Below are 26,266 nucleotides of genomic sequence, written 5' to 3'. Positions count from 1 at the left end.
AAATTATAAAAGGGAGTGATCGGATTTGAAGAAAAGTATGATGACCTTGTCATTGGTGCTGGTATTAATTCTTACGGTGGTGTTAAGCGGATGTGCTAATAAAAATACAGATAACACATCCTCCGCACCTGCTGACTCAGGTAACTCGGAATCAGCAAGCAAACCGGTGGAAATCAGCGTGTTCTCGGTTCAGGAATCCGGGATCGATGTTCCTACCAATAAATTTTCGAAATTTGTGGAAGACAAATTCAATATTAAATTCAAATGGGAAATCAACCCTTCAGACGGAGCCAAGGAAAAGCGCCAAATCTCACTTGCTAGTGGCGATTACCCTGATGCTTACCTGCTCACTCACTATATCGATCAGTTCTCACAGGCAGATCTTCTGAAGTATGGCAAACAGGGCGTACTGATTCCTCTGAACGATCTAATTGATAAATATGCTCCGAATATTAAAGCGGCTATGGAAAAGAACGATAATTTGAGAACGCTTAACACAGCGCCTGATGGTAATATCTACGGGCTTGTCGCTTACACAGAATGCTTTCACTGCTCCTATCCGAGCAAAATGTGGCTCAATACCGAGTGGCTGAAGAAGCTGAATCTGGAAATGCCGAAGACAACCGAAGAATTCAAAAAAGTGCTGGAAGCTTTCAAAACACAAGATCCGAACGGGAATGGAAAAGCAGATGAAGTGCCGCTGAGTGGCTCCATTGAGGAGTTTGGTGTACGCATTGTACCATTCCTCATGAATGCATTTGTATACGATGATGACCGCAATTATCTGAACATGATGGATGGAAAAGTTCAATCGGCGGCTGTCACACCGGAGTGGAAGGAAGGCCTGACTTATATCAAATCTCTGTTTGACGCAGGTTTGATTGATCCAGGGGCATTCACACAGAATGCGGAAGCCTTTAAGAAAATCGGTGAAAATGCCGATGCGGAAATTCTGGGCGCTGGTGCGGGCATGCACCCTGCGATTTTCGTCAATATTGATCCGGGCAATAGAAGCTCGGCACACTACAATCCTGTACCACCGATTAGCGGACCGGAAGGTATCTCCTATGCGACTCATGATGCAGGTGGCGTATCCCCGGGAGCGAAGTTTGTCATCACAAACAAAGCTAGCGAGGAAGCACAGGTCGCTTTAATTAAAATGGTAGACTATATGTTTACTTCTGAGGGACAGACCAATGCTGGCAGCGGTATGAAGGGCATTGACTGGACGGATCCAGAAGAAGGCGATGTAGCGCTGGATAAAGACGTTAAACCAGTCGTCAAGAGCATTCCTATGGCGGAAGGCGAAGCGCCGCGCAATGCGGGCTGGAGCGGCATGGGTCACTTCTATATGCCAAAAGAGTACCGTGATACTTTCGTTCAAGCTACTGACATCTACGCTTCCAGCGGTTATGAACGCAGATTGTATGATGCGACTCTGCTGTATGAAGGGCATGAGCCTAAAGAATTATTCCCAATCTGGTCGATTTGGATTGATCCAAGCGAAATCGATGAAGCGAGCTTACTGCAAACCAACATTAAGAATTATATTGAGCAAAATCAGCTTCAATTCATCACGGGCAACAAGGATCTTACTAAAGATTGGGATGCTTATATAAAAGGTCTGAAAGACTTGAAGCTAGATCGTTATCTCGAAATCTTGCAAAAGGCTTATGAAACTTCTAAAAAATAAAATATTGAAATCAGAATCAGGTGCTGTAAGATATACCCCAGCACCTGATTTCTTGATTTCAAGGAAAAATATACATTTTTATTACGGAGGATCAGTCATGACAGAAGAGAAACATTGCAATCATGAATTTGTAGCTCCAAGACGAGGACTACCGAATACAAGTGTAAGACTTGCAGGAAAGGAGCGGGTGACGGTCGCCTTTTTGGGTGGTTCCATTACGGAGGGGGCGGGTGCTTCCGATGCGGACATATTTAGCTGGAGAGTGCTGACTGGTAAGTATCTGCAGGAGCGATTTGCGAATCATGAATTCCGCTTCATCAATGCGGGAGTGGGTGGAACGAATTCCACGCTGGGCGCTCACCGATTACAGTCACATGTCCTGCAATACGGCAAGATTGATCTACTATTCGTTGAATTTAGCGTCAATGACGGCAACGACCGGGAAGAATCCATTAGAGGTATGGAAGGCATTGTACGCCAGTGCAGACGGTTGTCGCCCGGCACTGACATTTGCTTCTTGTATACGGCAGCAGAGAAGAATCTGTCGGGGAGCAACCCCTTTAACATTGCCGTCCACGAAGAAGTAGCTGAGCATTACGATCTTCCATCAGTTAATTTTGCAGCTAGAGTTTATGCACAGACCCAGGCCGGACAAATGGAGTGGACTGAGCTGGCTCCGGATGGTTATCATCCCAATGATGATGGACATGCGCTGTATGCTTCTTTTTTACAGGAATATTTGGATGCAGCTCTTGTTCCTGACAACACACATTCAAATACTGGAAGCGCGTTAAGTATTGCTCCTCTGGAGGAGCGAAATTATGAATACGGTAAATTACTGGATTTCAGAAGCGCTGATCATGCAGATGGGTTCGAGCTACGCGAGCTTACCCCTGATGATCCACTGATGAACTGGCGATTTGGAACGGAGCATTTATATACAGACAGCAAAGAGGCATCTTTTTCTTACACAGTAACCGGACAGAGTGTGGGTCTGCTGCTGCTCTACGGCCCGGACAGTGGGATATTCGAATATTCGCTCAATGGCGGTCCCTTTTATGCGGTTCACTTATTCGATGAATGGTGTCCGCTTGCGTTTCGGCCTATGATTGCTATGTTCGGAATCGAGGAGCAACGTCAGGAATTGCAAGTAACCTTGCGAATTACAGGGGAAAAGGATGAACAGAGTAAAGGCACCAGTCTGCGTATTTTGAAGCTAATGTACAATTAATTATTTTAACCGAAAGGATTATACTGCGTTTACAATACTAAGAAAGTTGGTGTTGATCATTTCTTTTACAGAACACAGCGTCGGTTCTTCTCCTATCGTAATCCGCCTGACTGATTATGGTGTTCTGCCGGATTCCGGGTTGGATGCTCAGCCAGCCATGACAAGAGCTATTGAGGCAGCCGCCGAAATAACTGGGCCGGTCCTGCTGGATTGTCCAAAAGGCTGTTATCATTTCTATTCGGAAAAGGCCATCCGGAACCCCTACTACATCTCCAACACTACCAGTGAAGAAGAGAATCCTGATGTCACCAAGACTATAGGAATTCTCTTAAAGGGGCTGCACAATTTAACATTTGAGGGCAATGGCTCTCTATTTATCTTCCATGGCAAGCAGACGATGTTCTTGCTGGATGGCTGCAAAAATGTAGAGATTCGTAATTTGCATACCGACTACGCTCAGCCGACTGTGTCAGAGATGACGATTATTGAAAGCGGTACTCATTATTTCGATGTCCAGGTTCACCCCGATTCGCATTATGAGATCAGGGACGGCAAGCTGGTCTGGATCGGTGAGGGCTGGAGCTTCTCGGAAGGACCGATGCAGACCTATGATCCACTCAGCAATACGACTTGGCGGGTGGACAACTGGTCGGAGCTGGCTGATTCGGTTGAAGAGCTGGAGCCGATGAAGCTCCGCTTGCATTTTGATCATCAGCCGGAGGTTGTCCCCGGGCAAGTCCTGCAAAGCCGTGATGGTATTCGCGATCAGGTAGGTGTCTTCCTTGTGGAAAGCTCTAACATCACCTTCAGCGATGTGGGGCTGCATTTTTTACACGGACTTGGTGTTGTAGGGCAGTTCAGCGACAATCTCACCTTTCAACGCATGGATATTTCGCCGCGCCTGGAGACAGGCCGAACGGTTGCTGGCTTTGCGGATTTCATCCACATGTCCAGCTGCCGAGGTAAAATAACTGTTGCAGACAGCCGTTTTGCCGGTTCTCATGATGACGTCGTCAATGTCCATGGTACCTATCTACGGATCGTTGAGCAGCTGTCTGCGAATAGGGTGAAGGTTCGCTTCATGCATCCGCAGACCTACGGTTTCCTGGCCTTTCATCCGGGAGACGAAATTGAATTTGTTCGTTCTGGCTCTCTGACTACCTATGCGGCTAATGAAGTGATAGAGGTTACGCGTCTCAATCCACGCGAGCTAAAACTGACTTTAGCACATCCTATTCCTGAGGGGATTGGCAGCCATGATGTGATCGAGAATGTAACCTGGACACCGGAGGTTGTAGTCGTAAATAATCACCTCGCGCGGGTACCGACCCGCGGTATCCTTGTGACAACCCGGCGTAAAGTAGAGATTAAGGGGAATGTTTTTGAACGGATGCAAATGAGTGCGATTCTGATCGCTCTGGATGCGGAATCTTGGTATGAGTCTGGCAAGGTTGAGGATGTGACCATCGCTGAGAATCATTTTATTGAATGCGGGGGCATCGGGCATCCGGTAATATTAATTTTGCCAGAGAACACAGAGATTGATCAGAGCGCCCCTGTTCATCAGGGCATTGTCATTAAGAACAACAGGTTTGAGACTGGTGAAACGTTAGTCCTTAGTGCCAAGAGTACCCGAGGACTGGTCTTCAGTGCTAACGAAAGGGTTAATCTAGGGGATAACACGGACCGTCTTTCCAGTCTTGAGGATGCGATACGTTTAACTACCTGCAGCGAGGTCGACATTCTCGATTATTTGTGAATTGAGTTAGCTTAGGTTGTGTTAGATCGCGATATGGATCGGTAGATCGATGTATAGAAAACGCTTTATCTGATCTTTATAATGAGGGCATACTTGGGGGAAACATCATTTAATTCATGACAGATAATGAGGGAGAGAACCGATGAAACTTCAATATGACAAGCCAGCAAATGTATGGACCGAAGGGCTTCCGATTGGGAATGGCCGTCTGGGTGGTATGATATTCGGTGGTGTGGAGAAGGAGAAAGTCAGTTTAAACGAGGATACATTATGGTCCGGATTCCCAAAGGATGGGAACAATCCCGGTGCTAAGGAAGCTCTGCCAAAGGTTCGAAAGCTGATTCAGGAGGGCCGGTATTCAGAAGCGGACACCCTGACTAGAGAGATGCTAGGTCCGTACAGCCAATCGTATCTGCCTTTTGGAGATTTACTACTTCGTTTTGAGCATGGTGGTGTTTATCAATCTTATCGGCGGACATTAGATATTGAACATGCGGTTCACCGCATTGAATATAAGATTGGTAATGTTACTTATACCCGTGAGATGTTCGCTTCACATCCTGATCAGTTGCTCGTGCTGCGTCTGACTGCAAGTGCACCGGGAGCGCTGAATGTGCATGCTACGCTAGATAGTTCGCTTCGGCATAGCCTTCACGCTCTGGGTGATAACTTTGTACTCTCGGGAACTGCACCGGAGCATGTTGATCCAAGCTATTTTTGGAGTGATAATCCCATCCAATACGGAGAACCTGGCAAGAGCAAGGGCATGGCCTTTGAAGGACAACTCTCCGTAGTAGCAGAGGATGGGGAAGTTACCGTTGACGGTAGTGGAATTCATCTGTTGGGAGGAACGGCTGCAACCTTCTATTTCAGCGCGGCTACAGGCTTTAATGGTTTTGACAAAATCCCGGGAGCTGAGGGGAAAGATGCTTCTGCTATTGCAGCTTCTTACTTGGCAGATGTGAATGGAAAGTCTTACGATAGCTTGCTTCAAGCGCATTCCGAGGATTACCGATCGCTTTTTGACCGAGTGAAGCTCCAATTAGGTAAGACACTAGCCCCGGAGTCGATGTCCACGGAGCAACGGATTACGACATACGCGGCACAAGACCCTGGACTTGTCGAGTTGCTGTTTCATTACGGGCGCTATTTGATGATCGCAAGCTCGCGCCCTGGAACGCAGGCTACTAATCTGCAGGGAATATGGAATGCGGTTACCCGTCCGCCGTGGAGCAGCAACTATACGCTGAACATCAATACAGAGATGAATTATTGGCCAGCTGAAATTTGTAATCTGGCGGAATGTCATGAGCCGCTGCTGGATATGATCGGAAACTTGGCGAAGATGGGTGCGGAGACTGCTCAAGTCAACTATGGTACCCGAGGCTGGGTGGCTCATCATAATACGGATCTTTGGGCACAGACAGCACCGGTGGGGGATTATGGTGACGGAGATCCAAGCTGGGCTTACTGGTCGATGAGCGGCGTTTGGCTGACACAACATCTCTGGGAGCATTATGCTTTTGGCGGCGACGAGGAATATTTGCGGACTTCCGCTTATCCTGTGATGAAGGAGGCGGCTCTGTTTGCACTGGACTGGCTTATTGACGACGGTAACGGAAGGCTTGTGACCTCTCCATCCACTTCACCAGAGCATAAATTCCGGACTGCGGAGGGCTTGGCTGCAGTCAGTGCAGGTGCTACTATGGATATTTCGCTCATCTGGGAGCTGTTTACGAATTGTATCGAGGCCTCGGAAACGCTTGGAACGGATGAGGATTTGCGTGCAGAATGGGTAAGCGCCCGTGAACGTTTATTGCCGCTGCAGGTGGGTAAGTACGGACAATTGCAGGAATGGTCCTTAGACTTTGAGGATGAGGATATGTATCACAGACATACTTCACATTTGGTCGGTATCTATCCGGGCCGGCAGTTGTCAGAAGATGAGACCCCTGAGCTGTTCGCGGCCGCCAAAACTTCGCTTGAACGGCGTGGGGACGAGAGCACGGGCTGGAGTCTGGGCTGGAGAGTTGCGCTCTGGAGCCGCTTCCGGGACGGCAACCGCTCACTACGCCTGCTCTCAAACATGCTGCGGCTGGTGAAGGACGGGGAGTCCGAACAGTATAGTCACGGCGGGGTTTATGCCAATCTGCTTGGCGCACATCCACCGTTCCAAATTGATGGTAACTTCGCCGCTTCTGCCGGAATTGCTGAGATGCTACTGCAATCTCACCTCGGCTATCTCGATCTGCTGCCTGCCCTGCCAGATGAATGGCAGGGGGGAAGTGTAGCAGGGCTACGTACCCGCGGTGGCTTTGAAGTTAGCATTCAGTGGGATAGAGGCCATCTCGTGGAAGCACAGATTACCTCCCTTCAAGGCAATGATTGTGTGATCCGCACAGATGCTTCGCTTATGGTGAGTAATGGCGGTAATGAAATGAAGTGTGACCGTTCCGAAGATGGAATGGTGAGCTTTCCAACGACCGCAGGCCAAACCTACAAGCTTATAACTGGTAAGCAATAATAGTTAGTTTCATACGAATATGGACAGCAGCAGGGACCTGAAATACAGGCCCTGCTGCTGTTTTTTTTTTGTACGAATATATGCTGATCAACAACTAGGGAAAAACTCCCTGAAATTCGGAGATTTCTGCTCGCAAGACTAACAATCAGGGAATTTCTCCCTGAAATTCATCAGATCTGGTGGTGAATTTGGAATTCACTCTCGTTATTAGGGAGGAATTCCCTCATTTCATTGGAATATAGTGTTTTCTGGCTTTTTTTAGGGAGATTTTCCCTAATCTATCTCTTCTAGCTATCACAGGGATTCACAAAATGATCTATAGCGGCAATGGAAATATGTGGACCCGTGTGGCAACTGAAAAACACTATTATCGCAGAGTGAGTAAGAGGGAAACGGAGTGTGGATACGAAAGATGCGAAATGGTTAAGCGTAAGCAGTATTTTTAGCATAGGCGCTTCTTCTTGTTCAGCCTGAATATTTCTTGAGTAAATGCTTACCGTCCTTATAAGGATACCGAAGGCGTTTATGCTTGAGATGTGTTAGATCGCGGTATGGATCGGAAGATCGTTGTATAGAAAACGCTTTATCTGATCTTTATAATGAGGGCATACTTGGGCGACACAGGTACAGAGCCTGCCGCCTTCAAGGTCCAAAATGCAGTAACAAGGAGGCAAATCATGCTAACTGATAGTGCTACAACGGTAAAAGTGAATACGGACACAGCATCTCTTATCCGTGTAACCAATGATGAGGTGAATCTAGAGATTGATCTCGGGACGGGTGAAGCATCCGTTGCCCGCGGAAACACTTCTCATATAAAAGGGATTCGCAGCGCATTCCGCTGGCAGGGCCGGGAATACAATACAGAACATTATCAGAGCCACACACTGAAGTCTCAGGAAGTAGTAGTTCGTGAGGGCTTTGGAAAAGGTGTTCACGTAGTCATTTTGCACGAAACGTCCCTGCTGCCACAGCTGGAGCAGCATTTCTATATTTATGAATCTTCATCATTTGTGTTGATGCAAATCGTAATCACAAGCGCAAGCGACAAGGAGATCAAGGCAAACCGGATGGCAGTCCTTCAGACCCAATCGGTGTCACTTGGCGGGGAGTCAGGGCAACCCGAAGAACCAAGCATTCTGCGTGTGCCGTACGACAACGACAAGTGGGTCAGATATACAGTAGTGAAGCCGCCGATGGATACGGAAAGCTATGAAGTAACTGCATTGTTCGCGCCGGAAAGCCGGCAGGGAATTATTATGGGTTCTATTACGCACAAGGTGTGGAAGACAGGGATTCGTATCAAAAGCGAACGGAGCGGAGGGATCGAGGAGCTGGATCTTTACGGCGGCGCTGTAAGTGAAATGACCCGCGATTCCCAGCCACATGGTTATGTGAAAGGAACACGGGTAGAGTCACCGCTCGTTTTCGTAGGGTTTTATGATGATTATAGAAAAGGGCTTGAAGCATACGGTCAGGCTAATACCTGGATAGAGGCTCCTCTGTCATGGGATGGCGGCGTTCCTATCGGCTGGAATAGCTGGTCTGCGGCAATGGCTGAGCTTGATTACGATCTGTATACGTCCACCAGTAATTTTCTGAAAAATGAAGTGCAGCCGCTAGGATTCCAGAATGAGGACACACTGTACATCAACTTTGATGCTTTCTGGGACAATTTCACACCAGAAGAAATGAAGAATGCACTGGACCTGGTTCGGGAGAACGGTCATAGACCGGGAACTTACTGGACGCCTTTTGCCTTCTGGGGAAGTCCGGCTCAGTTTGGAGATCCCGTGGAAGGTACAAACGGCAAATACACTTATGGTGATATCTTGCTGCGAGACAGCGAAGGAGAAATTTTGCCGGATGTTGATGGAGGGCTGGCCATTGACCCGACACATCCAGGCAACCTGCAAAGAATAGATTGGTATACGAATAAGTTCATCTCGGAAGGCTTCGAGTATGTCAAGCTAGACTTCTTGGCGCATGGTGCACTGGAAGGGCAACATTACAATCCGGAGATTACGACGGGAATTGCGGCATATCACTATGGGATGACTTACTTGCAGAACAAGCTCTTACCAGAGGTGATCGGTCGGCCGTTCTTTATCAATCTATCCATCGCGCCATTGTTCCCTTATGCATTTGCGCATAGCCGCCGGGTATCCTGTGACGTCTTCGGTACACTGCACGATACAGAATATTTGCTGAATTCGTTGACACATGGCTGGTGGATGAGCCATACCTTATATCGTTACAATGACCCGGATCATTCCGTGCTGTACAAGAGCCATAACCAAGATGCCACGGGCTGGCATGAAGGTCGGAGTCGGCTGACCGCTTCAGTCATCGCTGGAACGGTGCTGCTGTTAGGAGATGATTTCCGAAAAGAAGAAGCAGCCACCCGGGCCAAAGCGTGGCTGGGCAATAAAGAGATTATGAATATCGCCCGCCTAGGGAAGACCTTCCGCCCTGTCGAAGGGGATCTTGGCAAGCAAGCTTCCAATGCTTTCGTACTTGAAGATGCAGAAGACAATGTATTCTATCTTGCGGTCTTCAACTATGATGCTGCGAATTCCGCTCATAAATTGATCTCTTTAGAGCGTGCAGGACTGAATAGTCAAGTAGCTTACGAACTGTTTGATCTATGGGAAGGCACACAAGGGCAAGCAGCGGGAGAGCTTGCGGTTACGCTCGAACCTGCAGAGTCCAAAATCTTCAAATTAACGGCAAAGTAGAACTGATTATACACATTGAAAAAAGAATACGCGCAACCGCTTCTCGCGGGTAGCGCGTATTCTTTTTATTGAAGTCTTACCTTCGTATTCGGCTTTGTGGATGAAGGCGGTACTGTGTGGGATTAATGCCGTAGCAGGTACTGAAATGTCTGGAGAAGGGGTGGATGGAAGGATAGCCCAGCTTCTCAGCAATCGCAGTCACACTAAGCTCACTTTCCAGAAGCAGCCCTGCCGCCCGCCTCATGACTAAATGATGATGATAGACGCGTGGCGTCATTCCGGTCTCCCGTAGAAACAGCTCATGGAAATATGTCCGCTTGAGCCCGCAGAACTGTGCCCAATCTTCGATAGACTTTCCACGCTCGGGGTGGGTGTTCAAATATTCCAGCAGGCGGACAATACGATAATCACTTGGCTGATGCTGATGGAGGGCGTTATACCAGCTCAAGATCCAGCCGTACAGATAACTATTGGCCGTCTCATTACGATAGAACAGCGCGTCATTGTAAGACTTGGCAATCATCACAAGACTATCGTATAGCAGGGGATATTTAGCTAGTGGAAATACGCAAGGTAGCTCGTTCAGCTCGGCACAGGGTGCTTCGGTGGCTTTTTTTTCAAAATGTAAGCCTTCAGGGGCGTGGATAAATGAAAGGTTATTAGATACTGGAGTGCGGTTGTCCCATAAATCAAAATAGATGTTGTAGGACGACAGTGGATGAGAAGACATGATATGAAAAGCATGGGGCTGACCGGGACGGAGAAAGACAAGCGTCCTCCGTTCAATCGGATAACGTATTCCGTCGATCTCCATCTCACCGGGGCCATCCGTAAACAAGTGGAACGCGTATGCATTACCGACTCTCAGATGCTCATTGCTGCTGCCGTCGTACACATAAGGCATGATTGCGCCGACATACGGAGTTATTTCAGATAGTTTATTCATGTGGCCCCTCTTTTCTTATTTTACCGTACAAATCGTCAAATAATCGAACGGGTCAACAAAGACAGTGGTTCATACAAATGGTACGATAAATACAATGAATCCGCAACATATTGGATAGGTTTAAGAAAGAATGATTCATCATGAAAGAGATGGAATTATGAATAGGTTTACACTATTTAGCGGATTATTTAACAACGTTTTTAGAGGGTTAACGCGATTGCACAGATTCTACTATGGACAGGAGAAAATAAAATGAGCGATTTTAGATTATGGTATTCTACCCCTGCAACGGATTGGTCACAAGGATTGCCACTGGGCAATGGAAGAATAGGTGCAGTAGTGATAGCTGCTCCGTACCGTGAGGTATGGAACATGACCGAGGTTACCTACTGGTCGGGTCAAGCGGAGTCAGAGCCTGCTCCTTTCGGAGGCAAAGCTGCGCTGGAAGAGATGCGGAAGTACTTCTTTGCTGGCGATTATAACAAAGGTGACCGTCTAGCTAAACAACATCTGCAGCCGAAGAAACGAAATTTCGGTACGAACCTTGGTTTATGCGAGGTTGTCATTGGCTTTGCAGAACAGGACAGGGATTCCGGGTCAGCAGCGGCTATCGAGCGAGAGCTGGATTTGACCTGTGCGGTGGCTCAGACAGTGGTTCAAAGTAGAGGAGCAACGCTGCATCGTGAGATTTTTGCCTCTCATGCTGATGATCTGGTGGTCTCAAGAATTTGGAGCGATGAACCGGGAGGTGTATCCTTTACGATTGGTCTGGAGGGTGGTTCAGAGTCGTTTACGACTCAAGTCGTGAATGACGACATTATTGAATTTAGAGGACAAGCCACAGAGAATGTGCATAGTGACGGCACTTGCGGGGTATGGGCAAAGGGACAAATTAAGGTAAGCATTTCCGGTGGTACGATGTACAGAGGGGAAGGTCAATTGAGAATTGCCGGAGCCAATGAGGCGCGAATTTATTTTGTCGTCAGCACCGATTACAACCGTAGTAACTCGGAGTGGGAAATGGAGAGCAGCAGCACATTACAGCAGGCTTTGATTAAAGGATATGCGCAGTTAAAAGAAGATCATATCAAAGATTATGAGCAAGAATATGGGAAGGTGGATATCCAATTAGGTACCACTGGGAAGGAGAATCTGCCGACTGACCAACGTATTCGATTACTGGCACAGGGTCAGGAGGAGGATTCGCAGTTGTTCGCGTTGTTCCTGCAGTACGGACGTTACCTGACTATTGCTGGAGCTCGGGCAGACTCCCCGTTACCGCTGAACTTACAGGGAATATGGAATGATGGCGAGGCTTGCCGTATGGGGTGGAGCTGTGACTATCATTTGGACATCAATACGCAAATGAATTACTTTCCGACAGAAGTCGTAAATCTTGGGGATAGTCATTTACCATTAATGCGCTATATTGAGGATTTGTCTCAGGCTGGAAAGTCAAGCGCTCACGATTTCTATGGCAGCAAAGGCTGGGTAGCACATGTGTTCTCGAATGTCTGGGGCTTCACGGCTCCGGGCTGGGAGACATCTTGGGGGCTGAACGTTACAGGTGGACTATGGATTGCGACGCATCTGATGGAGCATTATGAATATAGTCAGGACCGTGTATTTCTGGAGCAACAGGCCTATCCAGTGCTAAAAGAAGCCGCAGCATTCTTCCTGGATTATATGACCATTCATCCAAAATACGGCTGGCTGGTGACCGGACCTTCGAACTCGCCGGAGAATCATTTCTATCCTGCGGATAGCAGCGATGGCGCACAGCAGCTATCTATGGGTACCACTATGGATCAGATGCTGGTGAAAGACCTTTTTGAGTTCTGTTTGAAGTCTGCGAAACTACTGAATACGGACGAGGAACTACAGGAGCAGCTGGAGCAAGCGATATCCAAGCTGCCACCGTTTCAGATCGGCAAGAGAGGGCAGCTGCAAGAGTGGCTCGAGGACTACGAGGAAGCGCAGCCGGAGCATCGGCATTTGGCCCATTTGTTCGCGGTATATCCAAGTAATCAGATCACACCAGGTAAGACACCTGAACTTAGCGCTGCGGTGAGAGTAACACTTGAGAACCGGATGGTTCAGGAAGAACTGGAGGATGTGGAATTTACCGCCGCATTGTTCGGTCTCGGCTTTGCCAGATTGTATGACGGGGAAAAGGCCTTTAATCATATTTCTCATTTGATTGGTGGACTCAGTTTCGATAATTTATTCAGCTTTTCTAAATCGGGCATTGGAGGAGCGGAATGCAATATTTTTGTGATCGATGGGAATTTCGGGGGGACGGCTGTTATTGCCGAGATGCTGCTGCAAAGCCATGAGGGTGAGATTCATCTGCTGCCTGCGCTTCCAAAGGCATGGGGTACAGGATCGGTATCAGGACTGCGGGCCAAAGGAAATGCTGAGGTTGATGTAGCTTGGGACACTGGTCAATTGGTGGAAGCAAGGGTCCGTACCTACTCGCCAGGAACCGTGACACTTCGGCTGGGAGATAGAAGAGCTACTGTTCAAGGCGAAATAGGAGGAAGCTACTATTTTAACAGTCAGTTAGAGTTGGTATAATGATTCAGCGGGGGGGATATGAACCCCCGCTTTAATTATGCTAGGTGATTAGCGCATAATTAAAGGGCTATCCGGTCTGTTATGGACCGGATAGCCCTTTTGCCGATATCTGCAAATTAACGATTCATACCTGAAAATAACTTTCATTTATTTGGACCATAGTAGCCTAAGGGGAAAAGAATATAATAGAAGAAACAAAAAGCAGACAACAAAGAGGAGGGGACATCCGTGTATAGTATTTTTCTAGTTGATGATGAAGAAATAGGCCTTGAGATGATGAGAGATTATATCCGCTGGGAAGAAATGGGTATTTATGTGGTCGGAACTGCGAATAATGGTAGAGAGGCTCTAGAGAAGATAGAGGCCATTAGACCTGATATTATTCTTACAGATGTCCAGATGCCGATTATGAACGGTATTGAAATGGCTAAAAAAATACATGAGAGCTATGACTGGATGCAGTTAATGTTCCTGACTGGGCATGACGAATTCGACTATGTAAAATCGGCATTAAATGTAGGTGCTGTTGGATATTTACTGAAGCCCCTCGACTTGAATGAAATTGGAAGCGTTATCGCAAAGGTGAAGCAGCGCTGTGAGGAAGTTCAAATGAAGAAGCGTTCCATGGAGGCGGCTAAAACGAACCTTCTTAAGGAGCTTTCCTATGAAAAAAATGCGGAACATGCCGCTGATCTGGCGACCAGCTATTGCAAGCTTACCCGTGAGTCTGAGAGGAATCGCTACACAATGGCGCTGTTCAGTATCGATCCGATTGAGGCAGAGGGAGAACAGCAGAGTCTGGAGGATTGTAAGAACCGGTTGGTAGCTTTTCTGGATCATTTCTTCAAGTCAAAGAATATAGAGACGGTATTTGTGCCCTACAAAGATGGGGAGGTAGGTGTATTTATGGAAGCACGCCAACAGCCTGGGTATTATGCATGGGAGGATTTGGCAACGGCTATCCGAAGCGGACTGGATTTCACAGTGACGGCAGCAGTCGGTGCGCAGGAAACCGAATTAACAGAGGTACATTGTCTGTATAAGCAGACGCGTGAAATCCTGAATGAGCGTTTCTATAAAGGGACGGGTTCAATTATTCATGCCTTGGCGATTTCAAACCAGTTCGATAGTGAGCATGTGCCACCTTTTAATAGAAAAGAGTGGTTTGAAGCTATCAATCAGCTAGATTTCGAGCAAGCTGCACAGAAGTTGCATCAGTATTTCGAGGGACTAGCCCAACTAAGAATCAAGAAAAAAAATATCTGCGAATGGGCGATTGATCTTGTCGATGAGCTGCTGGAGCAACTGCATCAACCTGTTCCTGAAGGGGTTAAACGGGCGGAGTTATATCATTCCATCTATAATGCATTGACTTTAAATGAGATTGAGGATTTGATCCTGGGCACTGCCGGCAATGCCATGAGCTTGCTGGGTGAGCGTCTTATGGACAAAAACACGAAATTAGTTCACAAGGTCCGCAGTATGATCGACCAGAATTTTGATCAGCCGATTACGATCAATAGCTTATCTGATCAGGTTTATTTGTCGCCCAACTATTTACGCTCCATTTTCAAAGATAAGACGGGTATCACGATTCATGATTATTTAACACGTATCCGGCTCGGTAAGGCTATAGAGTTGCTGGCTGACGGCTCGCTCAAAATTCAGGATATCGCTCAAAGAGTCGGTTACGAAAGCACGTCTTATTTTATCTCCCTATTTCTGAAGAACCAAGGCGTTACACCTAACGAGTACAGGAAGAGTCTATGATTGTGCAGCGCTTCAGTTCGGCAAATAGGAAATAAAGTTACTTTCCCTTACGAATAGTAAACTTGCGATATGGATATTAATCACTCTGCTTTTTACAATTAAGCATGTATTATAACTAGCACATGTGAGGGGCTTCATTCATCAAGGCAATCAAAGGAGTTTTAGTTCATCGAAAATCGGTAGCGCTTTCAAGATGCTTCTTAACCAACTCCTTTGATGACTTGATGGACAGATATAGCCCGAATATCACAAAAGTGCAAGGAGACCTACAAACGGAGGGATTAAATGTTTGGGAAAGCAATGAAAAGAGGATTTTTGTTCTTTGTCATCATCTGCTTGGTAATAGGCAGTGGCGGTCAGCTTGTCAGTACGGTTTATGCCGATGATACGGAGAATACTACCTATGAAGCTGAAGCTGATGGAAATGCTATGACTGGCAATGCTTCTATTTCTGAACACCCAGCGGCTTCCGGGGGGCAGAAAGTCGGAGGCATGTATCAAGGAAGCACTTTGCAGTTCAATCATGTGACTGTAAGTGTGAGTGGGAATTATAAAATTACAGTATACTATTTTTCTGGCGATTCGCGGCCATTCAATATCAGTGCCAATGGCGGCGATAAGCAGTTTGAAGAACCACCCAAGACAGTGGATTGGGATACGGTGGGAGCTTATGATGTGACACTTCCGCTGAATGCTGGAGAGAACAGTATCCTGATTGATGACAACAACTGGTATTCTCCAGACATCGACAAGATCGTAATTCGTGGACTGGACGACAGCGAACCAGGTGAAGGATCTGGAGGCGACTGGAAGGAGAAGCTGCATGGTGCAATCATAGAAGCCGAAGCGCCTGAAAATATAATTACAGGCAACGCCAAAATAGCGGACAGCAGCGTTGGTTCCGGTGGCAAAATTGTAAAGGATATGAATAAAAACAGTACTTTACAGTTCACAAATGTCACTGTGCCGGCAGCGGGAACGTATTTGATCCGTATTTCCTATATTTCCGGTGACCAGCGGCCTGTCTATATACAGGTGAATGATGGACAGGATGAATTGGTTGATCTGCCAAAGACAGCAAGCTGGGATACGGTAGGGACTTATGATGTAGAAGCCTCCCTGCAGGAAGGGTTGAACACGATCACTTTCTCGGATCATGACTGGTACTCTCCAGATTTCGACCGGATTGAAGTCATTCCGTATACGATCAGTTATGAAGCGGAGTCTCCGGTCAATGATTTAACTGGAGAAGCACGAGTTGGCGATAGCCCGAATGCTTCTGGCGGTCAGAAGGTAGGGTACCTGAATGGAGGTAGCTCTATAACCTTCAACAAGATTACAGCTCCAATGCCAGGTGATTACCGAATCACGGTAGCATACTTTTCAGGAGACCCACGCAGTTTCTATGTAAGCGCCAATGGCGGAGTTGAACAATATTATGAGCTGCCTAAGACGCCGGACTGGGATACAGCTCTCACATATGAGCTTACCCTGCCCCTGAACGAAGGCGAGAATACAATCAAATTCTCAGACGGCAACTGGTATGCGCCAGATCTGGATCGAATTATTGTAGAACCGGCATTGGGTACAGATCCTAATCCTCCAGTTGAAGAGGAGGGTGATCTGGGGACACCAGGGACTTCGAATAACTACGGGGCCATCACCGTTACCGAATATACTTATGGAACACTCGTATCGAATGGACAATATGAAGTGTCTTATAATACGAAGTCTGGATATGCAAGCTACAAATGGACGGATGGTATCAGAAGCTGCAAGGAATCTATAGCAGCATTAAACTCGGTGAGACTCTCGTTGAAACTAAAAACTATGAGAATCATACAAGTGCTGGTGCTCCGGTAGAAATTCAAGATGGCTTCGGTAAAGGAGTGGAGCTTACTTTTGTTCACACCTCAGCTGGACAGCCAACACTCAAACAGGTTTACAAGTTTTATGACGATCAGAAGTATTTCTTAACTCGTCTGGATGCCGTTAACGATACGGCGCTACAGACGAATTATATGTCACCTATTACCGTAAAACGTTCAGGTGGAGTAGATATCGGTGCCAGTGCAGATAACCGGGTGCTGACCGTTCCTTTTGACAATGATGCTTGGATTCGTTATAAATCTCAATCTGTGAACCGAGCGGATACCAGCTATGAAATGACGACTATCTTTAATAACTCGACACGCAGCGGCCTTGTGCTAGGGTCGGTCACTCATGATACGTGGAAGACCGGGATCGACTGGAAGGGTTCTTCTAATCGGCTCAACGAACTGGTGGTTTATGGCGGCGCTGCAAGTGATGTTACCCGAGATACACAACCTCATGGCATCCTTACAGGCGCAGAATTGTCTTCGCCGCTGATTATGGTGGGGGCATTCAGTGATTACCGCACAGGACTTGAGGAATACGGAAAAGCTAATGCGATCATCACACCTCCACTGTTGCTGAATCCTGAGTTGCCGCAAGGCGTGCCGGTTGGCTTTAACAGCTGGGGAGCTTACGAAGGTACACTTTCATACCAAGACGTTGTGGATGTCTCCAATTATTATAAGGAGCACCTAAATGATTTCAATAATAACGGTAATGTATTTATTAATATGGATTCCTATTGGGACAATTTGAATGATAAGCAGCTTGCTGACGCTGTATCAGTCATTAAGGGTAATGGTCAGCATGCAGGTATCTATTGGGCACCATTTGTCTATTGGGGCAACAATATGAGCCAGCCGGTAGAGGGTACCGACAATAAGTATACGTATGGCGATATTGTCCTCAAAGATGCTGAGGGTAAACCGCTGCCGACGCTGGATGGGGCTTTTCCTCTGGATGTGACACATCCAGGTGCTAAGCTGCGCATGAATTATTTTTTGGACAAATTTAAGGCTCTGGGCTTTACCTTCATCAAATTGGATTTCTTGACGCACGGTTCGCTTGAGGGACAACATTTCGATTCAACCGTAACGACAGGGATTCAAGCTTATAATGAAGGAATGCGTTATGTGAAAGAACGTTTGGATGGAAAAATGTTCATTAGCGCATCTATTGCGCCAATCTTTCCAAGTCAATATGCACACAGCAGACGTATTTCCTGCGATACCTACGGTAAGATCAATGAAACGGAGTACATGCTGAATTCGTTGACTTATGGCTTCTGGCAAAATGGCACGATCTACACCTATACGGATCCCGATCATTTGGCGTTGGCCCGTGCTTCCAGCTTAACTGAAGCTCGCAGCCGCATGAACTCTGGCGTCATCGCCGGTACCGTACTTCTCGGCTCTGATGATGTTAACGATCCAAAGGCACAGGAGTACATGACTGCCTTATTTAACAACAAGGAGATTCTCGAATTAGCGTTAAAAGGAAAAGTGTTCAAGCCGCTGGAAGGGAATACGAATGCCAATGCAGCGGATACTTTTGTGATGAAAGACGGCAACGATTATTATCTGACTGTATTCAACTACAGCGCCAATGCTTCTGCAGACAAAACGGTGAATCTGGGTAGAGCCGGATTGGACGCAGCGGATTCGTACACGATGCAAGACCTATGGACGGGAGAGGTTTCGACGATTTCAGGAACACTTGCATTGTCCATGCAGCCGGCTGAATCGAAACTGGTAAAATTAACAGCTGCACCTAAGAAAGTTACAGGTGTATCGCTAGATAAGACAGAGCTAACATTAACTGCTGGTGCAACCGGAAAGCTGACGGCTACGCTATCTCCAGAAGAGGCGGCGAATAAAGCAGTACACTGGACTTCAGGCGATACGTCTGTAGCTACCGTAGTGTATGGAACAGTAACGGCTGTAAATGCTGGGAAAACCACAATTACGGTGGAAACAGTAGACGGCGGCTTCAAAGCTACGGCAGAAGTTACAGTCAAAGCAGCCTCTACTGTAGAACCGGGAAATCCTGAAGTGCCTGCGAATCCGGGTAACCACAACGGTACTCCTGGTAGCATTGTAGACCAAGAGAATGGCGCGGGCACTCTAATCCTTACACGAGAGATGCTGAAGGTGGATAGTGCATCTGGTAATGTCATCGTGGAGATTAAGGGAGATACACAGCAGATACAATTATCCTCTGATATTGTTCGCCAGCTGGCGAATCACACGCTGGTTCTGAAGTCCGGTAAGTTCTCCATGAAGGTGCCTGCGGATCTGCTCCGCCAGTTGCAGAGCAAGCTACCGGAAGGTCAGCGGGAAGATAGCACGATAACCCTGAAATTAGCACCATTCAGCAGCAAGGCTAATGAGATCATTGCTGCAGCGGAGGGAACTACTCATGCACAGGTTAGACTCATGGGTGATATCTATGAGTTCAGTCTGTCGGTGACCCCGAAAACTGGCACAACAGAAAAGCTTTCTGCGTTCGATCAACCCATTACGCTAAGCTTGTCAGTGGGAGAAGGTTTTGATTTGAGGCGTGGAGGCATTTACTATATTGCGGATAACGGTAAGCTGGAATATATCTCTGCGAATTATGCTGATGGTGTATTGACAGCACAAGTTAATCACTTTAGTAAATATGCTGTGCTGGAGCTTAAACGGAGCTTTGTCGATGTGCCAGCCCATCACTGGGCTAGTCCTGCAATCCAAGAACTGGCGGCCAAGCTGTATGTTCAAGGGACTAGCAAAGACAAGTTTGAACCAAACCGTGCGATTACACGTGCTGAGTTCACCTCTATGCTCGTTCATTCCCTTGGGCTGACCACAAGAGGAGAGGTTAGCTTTGCTGATGTTGCACCGTCTGCTTGGTACGCGGAGTCCATTTCTATCGCTTACAAGGCGGGCATCGTGAGCGGCAGAAATGCAACCAAGTTCGAGCCGTCTGCACAGATTACCCGTGAAGAAATCACGGTCATGTTAATGAAAGCCTATGAGCTGAAGAATGGCAAAGTAACTGTTGCTTCAGCTGACGTGGCATTCACCGATATGAAGCAAGTCTCCTCTTGGGCAGCATCTTCTGTAAAGGGAGCAGCCAGCCTAGGACTGGTTCAAGGCCAAAGTGAAGGTCTGTTTGCACCAAAAGGGATCGCTTCCCGAGCAGAAGCGACCCAAGTGATCTATAACTTGATTATGAAGTAAAATATTGCAAATATAGAAATGAACGAAGGAGTTAAGCGATCTCTAGATGCTTAGCTCCTTCGTTTTTGGTGTTCACTGAAGCTTTATTAAGTAGCTAGCGTCCTAATGATAATGGTTATATCGAGGGGCTCGTGGCAACTAGGCTAGGTGAGAGCGATTAGGGAAAATCTCCCTAAAAATAGCCGGAAAATTCCTGGATGCAATGTAATTAGGGAAATCCTCCCTAATAATCGGGCGAATTTCCCTAATTGTTAATCAATATTTCTGATTTCTCAATAAGCTTTGCGATTATTCAGATGCGTCGTTCCTTACAGTTCCTTTTGCGGCAAGCGAATTTGCACAGTGGTACCTATTCCGAGTCTGCTAAACACTGTAACGCCGTAATGCTCCCCAAATCTCAGTTTTATCCGTCGATCTACGTTTGAAATCCCATAACCTCGTCCGGGCTTATCCTCAAGTAAAGCGTGAAGTGTCTCACGACTCATCCCCATACCATCATCAATCACGGATAGAAGAATATCATTATCTTTTATTACTCCTTTGATATGAATATTTAGCGGGCTTTCCTGATTCCACACAGCATGAAGCACCGCATTTTCTACAAAAGGCTGCAAGGCTAGCTTGACTGTAGAGTAAGGTAAGATCACTTCATCCACATGGTAGGTGATGTTCAATTGTCCTTTGAATCGGATCAGCTGAATGGCATTGTAGCTTTGCGTCAGCTTCAATTCTTCATTAATAGTTAAGATGCTCTTCCCTTTATTCAGGGAAATGCGATAAAACTTGGCGAGATGAAGCACCAAATCCTGAATACGGGTATCTTGATGTTTTAGGGCAAGAGACGAAATGGAGCCCAGTGTATTGTAGAGAAAATGGGGGTTGATCTGAGCCTGAAGCAGGTTAAGCTCTGCCTCCTTATTCTGTAGCTCCTTCTGATACACTTCGGTGATTAGGCTCTTTAAGCGTGTAGTCATTTGCTTGAAGGCAAAATGAAGCTGGCCAATCTCATCATTGCCTAAATACTCATCATTCGTAGGGTTGAAGTCACCACGTTCAAGCCGCCGGATCATTCGGATTAACGTGCGAATACGTTTGCTGAACAGCGATGCCGTAATATATATCAGTATTAATGCTACGACTATAAAAGCTAAAGAAATTTTGATGATGAGCTCGGACAGTGATTTGGCATCCTGAATGATACTGTCATAAGGAAAGATAGATACGGTTTTCCATCCGTTTTTTAGCGTATTGTAGACGGCGAATGCTTTTACCCCATTATATGTAGTATCAAATCGGCCAGAAGGCGATTCATCAAAGCTCTGATCAAGCATTTCCGGCAGACTTGTATTTAATAAGTGCTTGTCAGCAGCTGATAATATAAGGCCCTTGTCATTAACAATAAAAATATCTTTGCCACCCGTCTCTTCCTCCATTAAAGAATAGATCACCGATTCGGATATTTCGAAAACCAGAATACCGTAGGGATATTGATTGCGATTATTGTTCAGTAACCTGGCTAGTGTAAACATCGCGGGATTATCTTGTGACTGCGGTGAGGATAGATGAATAATATTCCCGTGAGATTGCATCAGCTGCTTGTACAGCGCTGTATTTTTAACCTCAGGTGTCACAGGCTTGATATAATAATCATCTTTGGGAAGTGATTCATTTTCCGAATAAATGAAAACGCTACCAAAATCGGGATAAGCGGCCAGTACCGTGTCTATACGATTGCCAATATATTGATAGACGTCTAGATAAGATGGATCATCCTGGTATTCGCTTGTGAGATAAGTGGCCAGTCTGTTATCCAAGTAAATGGAAGCGGAAATATGCTCATAACTGTCCAGTTTGTTCTCCAGGTTCTTATTGATCTGCGCCGTCGAATTCATCATATTGCTGTAAATCTGATCTGTTAATTTTGATTTTGTTAACTCGTAGGAAAGGTAGGCTAATAACATCATTGGAATAATGGTGACCAGAACGAACACAAGGAACAGCTTGGAGCGAAAGCTAAGGTCAATAAAAGGCATATAAATATACTTTTTGTAGAAATGACGCATCGTAGAAGTCCCTTCTTTACTGTGAATTCACGGAAAGCCAAGTTTATCATATCAGACTGAATATCGAAATCCAATGCTCGAATGTACCGAAACTCCTTTAAAAAGCGCTATCTTTCGGAGGATTGAAGTATAGAAAGGAGTTCTATACGGACTTAAGATAAATAGGAGAGAAGCTGAATCGAGATGTAGCAGGGCATGCTGCACGAAATAAAAAGGGAGGGTATTTGATGCATAAAGCAAGCGCTATCAAAACAGTCAGGGGCAATAATTTTTGGTACAGATTAAAAGAGCAGAAATGGTTATTTTTGCTAATGCTCCCTGCCATAATTGCGACATTGCTATTTTCCTATGGACCTATGTTTGGTATGTATATGGCATTTACAAACTATCAACCGGGTGGAGGAACATTTTTTCAACAATTTTTCCATGCCGACTTTGTGGGCTTTAAGTGGTTTGAATATTTCTTTACCACAGGAGACTTCTACCGTGTAATGCGTAATACGCTTGCGACAAGCCTCTTGACCTTGTTATTCGGATTTCCGGCGCCGATCATACTCGCGCTTGTGCTGAATGAAGCAAAACAGGGATTTTTCAAACGCTTTACGCAGACGGTTTCTTATCTTCCGCATTTTATCTCATGGGTTATCGCCGCTAACATTGTAATTACACTGCTAGCTTCCGATGGGATGTTCAACAATCTTCTAGTAACGCTCGGGATTGTGGACGAACCAGTAGCTTTTCTACAAAACGGACCTTTATTCTGGTGGATTATCGCCTTATCTAATATGTGGAAAGAAATGGGTTTTAGCGCCATTATGTACCTTGCTGCAATATCCGCTATTAATCCGGAGCTTTACGAAGCCGCAAGAGTAGATGGAGCTAGCCGATTCAAGCAAATGTGGAATATTACGCTCCCTGCTTTACGTCCAACTATCGTGATATTGGCGATTCTTGCAGTCGGAGGTATTTTGAATGCCGGCTTTGAACAACAATATCTGTTGCAAAATAACACTGTGCTTGAGTACTCGGAAGTTATCGATATTTATGCATACAAATACGGGCTGCAAAACAGCATGTTCTCATACGGGGCTGCCGTGGGGGTATTCAAATCCGTTATTGCCTTCATTCTTGTTGTAATCGTGAATCGAATTTCTAGAAAAGTGAACGACCAAGCGTTGTTCTAAATAACAAAATGGAGAGGAGCGCTTGAGATGTTTTTGAACAGATACGGAGATCATATCTTTAAGTGTTTTGTATATTTGATTCTTATTCTTGTATTGCTAGTTACCTTCTTACCTTTTTGGAATATTCTCGTGCTTTCATTAAATGCTGCTGAGGATACTGTTCGTGGTGGCGTCTACTTTTGGCCAAGAGATATCACCTTTGATAGCTATAAACAAATTTTGAAAGATACCGAAATTATGAATGGGATATGGGTAACGGTTAAACGGACCGTAATTGGTGCACCACTGTCGGTTCTTGTGATTACGATGCTTGCTTATCCGCTAAGCCGGCGGAATTTGATGGGACGCAAGGGCTGGAACCTTTACTTCGTCTTTACGATGTATTTCGGAGGCGGTTTGATTCCTTATTACATGGTGCTTAAAGCCCTGAATATGATCGACACTTTCTCCGTTTTTATTCTGCCAGGCTTGATGAATGTCTTCTATATGATTATTGTCCGTACCTTTATGGAGGGATTGCCTGGTGAGATTGAGGAGTCAGCGAAAGTAGATGGAGCGAACGACTTAATGATTTTCTTCCGGATTGTGCTGCCGTTAACAACACCAGTACTCGCGACAGTGGGCCTCTTTCAGGCAATATCACATTGGAACTCGTGGTTTGACTCTTATGCCTTTACTTACAGCTCAGACCTGAAGACCTTGCAAGCTGTACTCGTCAAAATACTGAGTCAATTCCAGACCGGAGGTATGGTATCGCAATCGCAAATGCTGGCAAACTCCGCCAAGCGAAATGCGGTTTCAAGCGATACGATCCGGATGGCAGCGACGATGGTTGCAACATTGCCTATCGTTCTAGTGTATCCGTTCCTGCAAAAGTATTTTGTTAAGGGTATGACTTTGGGAGCTGTTAAGAGTTAATATGGTTAAATAACCGAACGCCAGCCGGAGAGGAGTTGTCCAGCTGGCGGCCCTGAAGGGGGGTGAGCGGACAGACTTGCTTGGTTGCTTGATAGACTTGTGACGTAACTTAATTAATGGGAGGAATTAGGGTGTCTATGATAAAGAAAAACAAATTGTTGAGCGTAAGTATGACAGCTGCATTATCTGTGGGTCTATTAGCGGGCTGTGGCTCTAATGATGGAACAGACAATACAAACAAAGCGGCTGGAGACAATACAAAACAAGAGCCGATTACACTTACATGGTTTGATTCAAATACTAAGGGAGAGCCTTTTACTGATGCTGTCGCCCAAGAAATCACTAAAAAGACTGGCATTGAGATCTCCATTCAGCAGCCAACAGGAAATCCGACAGAGAAGCTAAGCTTGATGCTTGCCAGCGGCGACTATCCAGATGTGGTCGTGATGAGCCGCGGGGATGCTTCACTTGATAAATACATCACAAGCGGTGCCTTCATTCCACTCGATGAGTTGATTGAGAAGAATGGTCCTGATATCAAGGAAATGTATGGCGACACACTGACCAAGACGCGTTATAAAGACGGAAAGAACTATTACTTGGCTAACTGGTATGGATTAGATAGTGACCCAGTCTTTGGGATGCTGATGAGAAAAAATCTGCTTGCAGGTCTGGCTCCGGACAAAGCAGATGGCAGAGCACCGCTCACAACAGATGAATTAGAAGCAATTTTGAAGGATTTTAAAGCGAAAAATAAGACGATTGATGGAAAAGAATCTGTTCCAATGACCATGAACGGTGAGAATATGGGAGCCAACCTTGGAACGTTCAAGGGCATGTGGGGGCTGAAAACCTACTACGATAATAATGGGAAATTGCAATATGATGTTAAGGATCCTAAGTATCGTGAAATGCTGCTCTATGTGAACAAATTATACAGAGAAGGTCTGATCGAAAAGGAATTTGCCATTAGTAAAACACAAACCTGGATTCAAAAGCTGGCTACCGGCGCAGTATTCTCTACTCCAGGCGCATATTGGGACCCAGGTAACGCGAATGGTACTTTGAAGAAGGATGGCGGCGAAGATAATCAATTCTTCCCTTATAAGGTTGTGGCACCAGGCACAGACCCTACCCAAACGACATCTGGACCAAGAAGCTCACTGGGATGGGATGCCATCGCTATCACTAAGAATAACAAGCACCCTGAAGAAACAATGAAGCTGTTCAATTTCTTGGCGAGTGATGAAGGGCAGCATTTACTGCTGTGGGGTCAAGAAGGCGTTCAATACACCATGGTGGATGGCAAGAGACAACCAGACCCTGCAATCTTGGATAGCTTCAAGGAAAATTGGGATGACACAGTGAAGAAAAGCGGTGTCCGCAAATGGTTATGGTTTATTAAAAATGGTCTGGATGCCAATGAACAGCCTTACGATATGGCGGTTAAATATCAACGCAGTGAAGTAGATCAGTTGGCGATCAAGAGTCTTGGGGACTCCGTATGGGATACAGCGGAATATGACAACCTGACCCCTGACGGGGGAACACCTGAAGCCCTGACTGCACAGAAGGTAAAAGATATTATGGATCAAAGCATTACGAGAGTGATCATTGCTCCATCGGAAGCCGAAGCTAATTCCGTATTTGACAAGATGCTTGCGGATATGAAAAAGGCTGGGGATGAGAAAGTAGAAGAAATTATTAACCAGAAGTACGCAGAACGTATGGAATTGTGGAATTCAAAATAATTAATGTAAGGGCTTC

General features: G+C 46.1%; 14 protein-coding genes. 12 read left to right on the top strand and 2 right to left on the bottom strand.

The features are described from left to right. Positions 1–37 precede the first annotated feature (37 nt). From M2444_RS08530 to M2444_RS08510, 5 genes are all read left to right on the top strand, one after another. On the top strand, positions 38–1,693 hold the full coding sequence (locus tag M2444_RS08530; protein WP_094877404.1) for an extracellular solute-binding protein: 1,656 nt from the start codon (positions 38–40) through the stop codon (positions 1,691–1,693). 97 nt (positions 1,694–1,790) lie between these two features. Next, on the top strand, positions 1,791–2,924 hold the full coding sequence (locus tag M2444_RS08525) for an SGNH/GDSL hydrolase family protein (protein ID WP_280786723.1): 1,134 nt from the start codon (positions 1,791–1,793) through the stop codon (positions 2,922–2,924). A gap of 52 nt (positions 2,925–2,976) precedes the next feature. After that, positions 2,977–4,683 carry an alpha-1,3-galactosidase-related protein gene (locus M2444_RS08520; protein ID WP_280786722.1) on the top strand — a complete coding sequence of 569 codons (1,707 nt, stop codon included), beginning with the start codon at positions 2,977–2,979 and terminating at the stop codon, positions 4,681–4,683. Between the two features lie 142 nt (positions 4,684–4,825). Continuing rightward, positions 4,826–7,207: a glycoside hydrolase family 95 protein gene (locus M2444_RS08515; RefSeq protein WP_280786721.1), complete on the top strand. Its 2,382-nt coding sequence runs from the start codon at positions 4,826–4,828 to the stop codon at positions 7,205–7,207. Positions 7,208–7,884: 677 nt separating this feature from the next. Beyond that, positions 7,885–9,945, top strand: coding sequence for an alpha-galactosidase (locus tag M2444_RS08510; RefSeq protein WP_280786720.1), 2,061 nt, complete (start codon positions 7,885–7,887; stop codon positions 9,943–9,945). 76 nt (positions 9,946–10,021) lie between these two features. On the opposite strand, the gene M2444_RS08505 is transcribed toward M2444_RS08510, so the two are convergent. After that, positions 10,022–10,891, bottom strand: a complete 870-nt coding sequence (locus M2444_RS08505; RefSeq protein ID WP_280786719.1) for an AraC family transcriptional regulator — start codon at positions 10,889–10,891, stop codon at positions 10,022–10,024. 252 nt (positions 10,892–11,143) lie between these two features. Between M2444_RS08505 and M2444_RS08500 the strand changes: the two genes are divergently transcribed. The 4 genes from M2444_RS08500 (at position 11,144) to M2444_RS08485 (ending at position 20,334) form a co-directional block, all read left to right on the top strand. Beyond that, on the top strand, positions 11,144–13,468 hold the full coding sequence (locus M2444_RS08500) for a glycoside hydrolase family 95 protein (protein ID WP_280786718.1): 2,325 nt from the start codon (positions 11,144–11,146) through the stop codon (positions 13,466–13,468). Positions 13,469–13,696: 228 nt separating this feature from the next. Further along, complete coding sequence (locus M2444_RS08495) at positions 13,697–15,238, top strand: response regulator transcription factor (RefSeq protein ID WP_280786717.1); 1,542 nt, start codon at positions 13,697–13,699, stop codon at positions 15,236–15,238. A gap of 285 nt (positions 15,239–15,523) precedes the next feature. Beyond that, the gene (locus M2444_RS08490; RefSeq protein WP_280786716.1) at positions 15,524–17,101 is read left to right on the top strand and encodes a carbohydrate-binding protein; all 1,578 of its coding nucleotides are present in this window, start codon (positions 15,524–15,526) and stop codon (positions 17,099–17,101) included. Further along, positions 16,990–20,334 carry an S-layer homology domain-containing protein gene (locus M2444_RS08485; protein WP_280786715.1) on the top strand — a complete coding sequence of 1,115 codons (3,345 nt, stop codon included), beginning with the start codon at positions 16,990–16,992 and terminating at the stop codon, positions 20,332–20,334. Before M2444_RS08490 ends, M2444_RS08485 begins: the two co-directional genes overlap by 112 nt. A gap of 308 nt (positions 20,335–20,642) precedes the next feature. On the opposite strand, the gene M2444_RS08480 is transcribed toward M2444_RS08485, so the two are convergent. Further along, the gene (locus M2444_RS08480) at positions 20,643–22,397 is read right to left on the bottom strand and encodes a cache domain-containing sensor histidine kinase (protein ID WP_280786714.1); all 1,755 of its coding nucleotides are present in this window, start codon (positions 22,395–22,397) and stop codon (positions 20,643–20,645) included. 227 nt (positions 22,398–22,624) lie between these two features. On the opposite strand from M2444_RS08480, the gene M2444_RS08475 reads away from it, so the two are divergent. The 3 genes from M2444_RS08475 to M2444_RS08465 all read left to right on the top strand — a co-directional run bounded on the left by M2444_RS08475 (position 22,625) and on the right by M2444_RS08465 (position 26,250). After that, a complete protein-coding gene (locus M2444_RS08475) occupies positions 22,625–23,581 on the top strand; it encodes an ABC transporter permease (protein ID WP_094876932.1) in 957 nt (318 codons plus the stop codon). 27 nt (positions 23,582–23,608) lie between these two features. Beyond that, entirely contained in the window at positions 23,609–24,499 is an 891-nt protein-coding gene (locus M2444_RS08470; RefSeq protein ID WP_042190738.1) for a carbohydrate ABC transporter permease, read from the top strand. Positions 24,500–24,636: 137 nt separating this feature from the next. Further along, positions 24,637–26,250, top strand: a complete 1,614-nt coding sequence (locus tag M2444_RS08465) for an extracellular solute-binding protein (protein WP_179283669.1) — start codon at positions 24,637–24,639, stop codon at positions 26,248–26,250. The last annotated feature ends 16 nt before the right edge of the window (positions 26,251–26,266 follow it).

This window comes from Paenibacillus sp. PastF-3 (genome assembly GCF_029893135.1).
GTDB lineage: Bacteria > Bacillota > Bacilli > Paenibacillales > Paenibacillaceae > Paenibacillus_AQ > Paenibacillus_AQ nitricinens.
The sequence above is the reverse complement of the archived record's forward strand: the minus strand, read 5'-3'. Positions and strand labels throughout refer to the sequence as shown.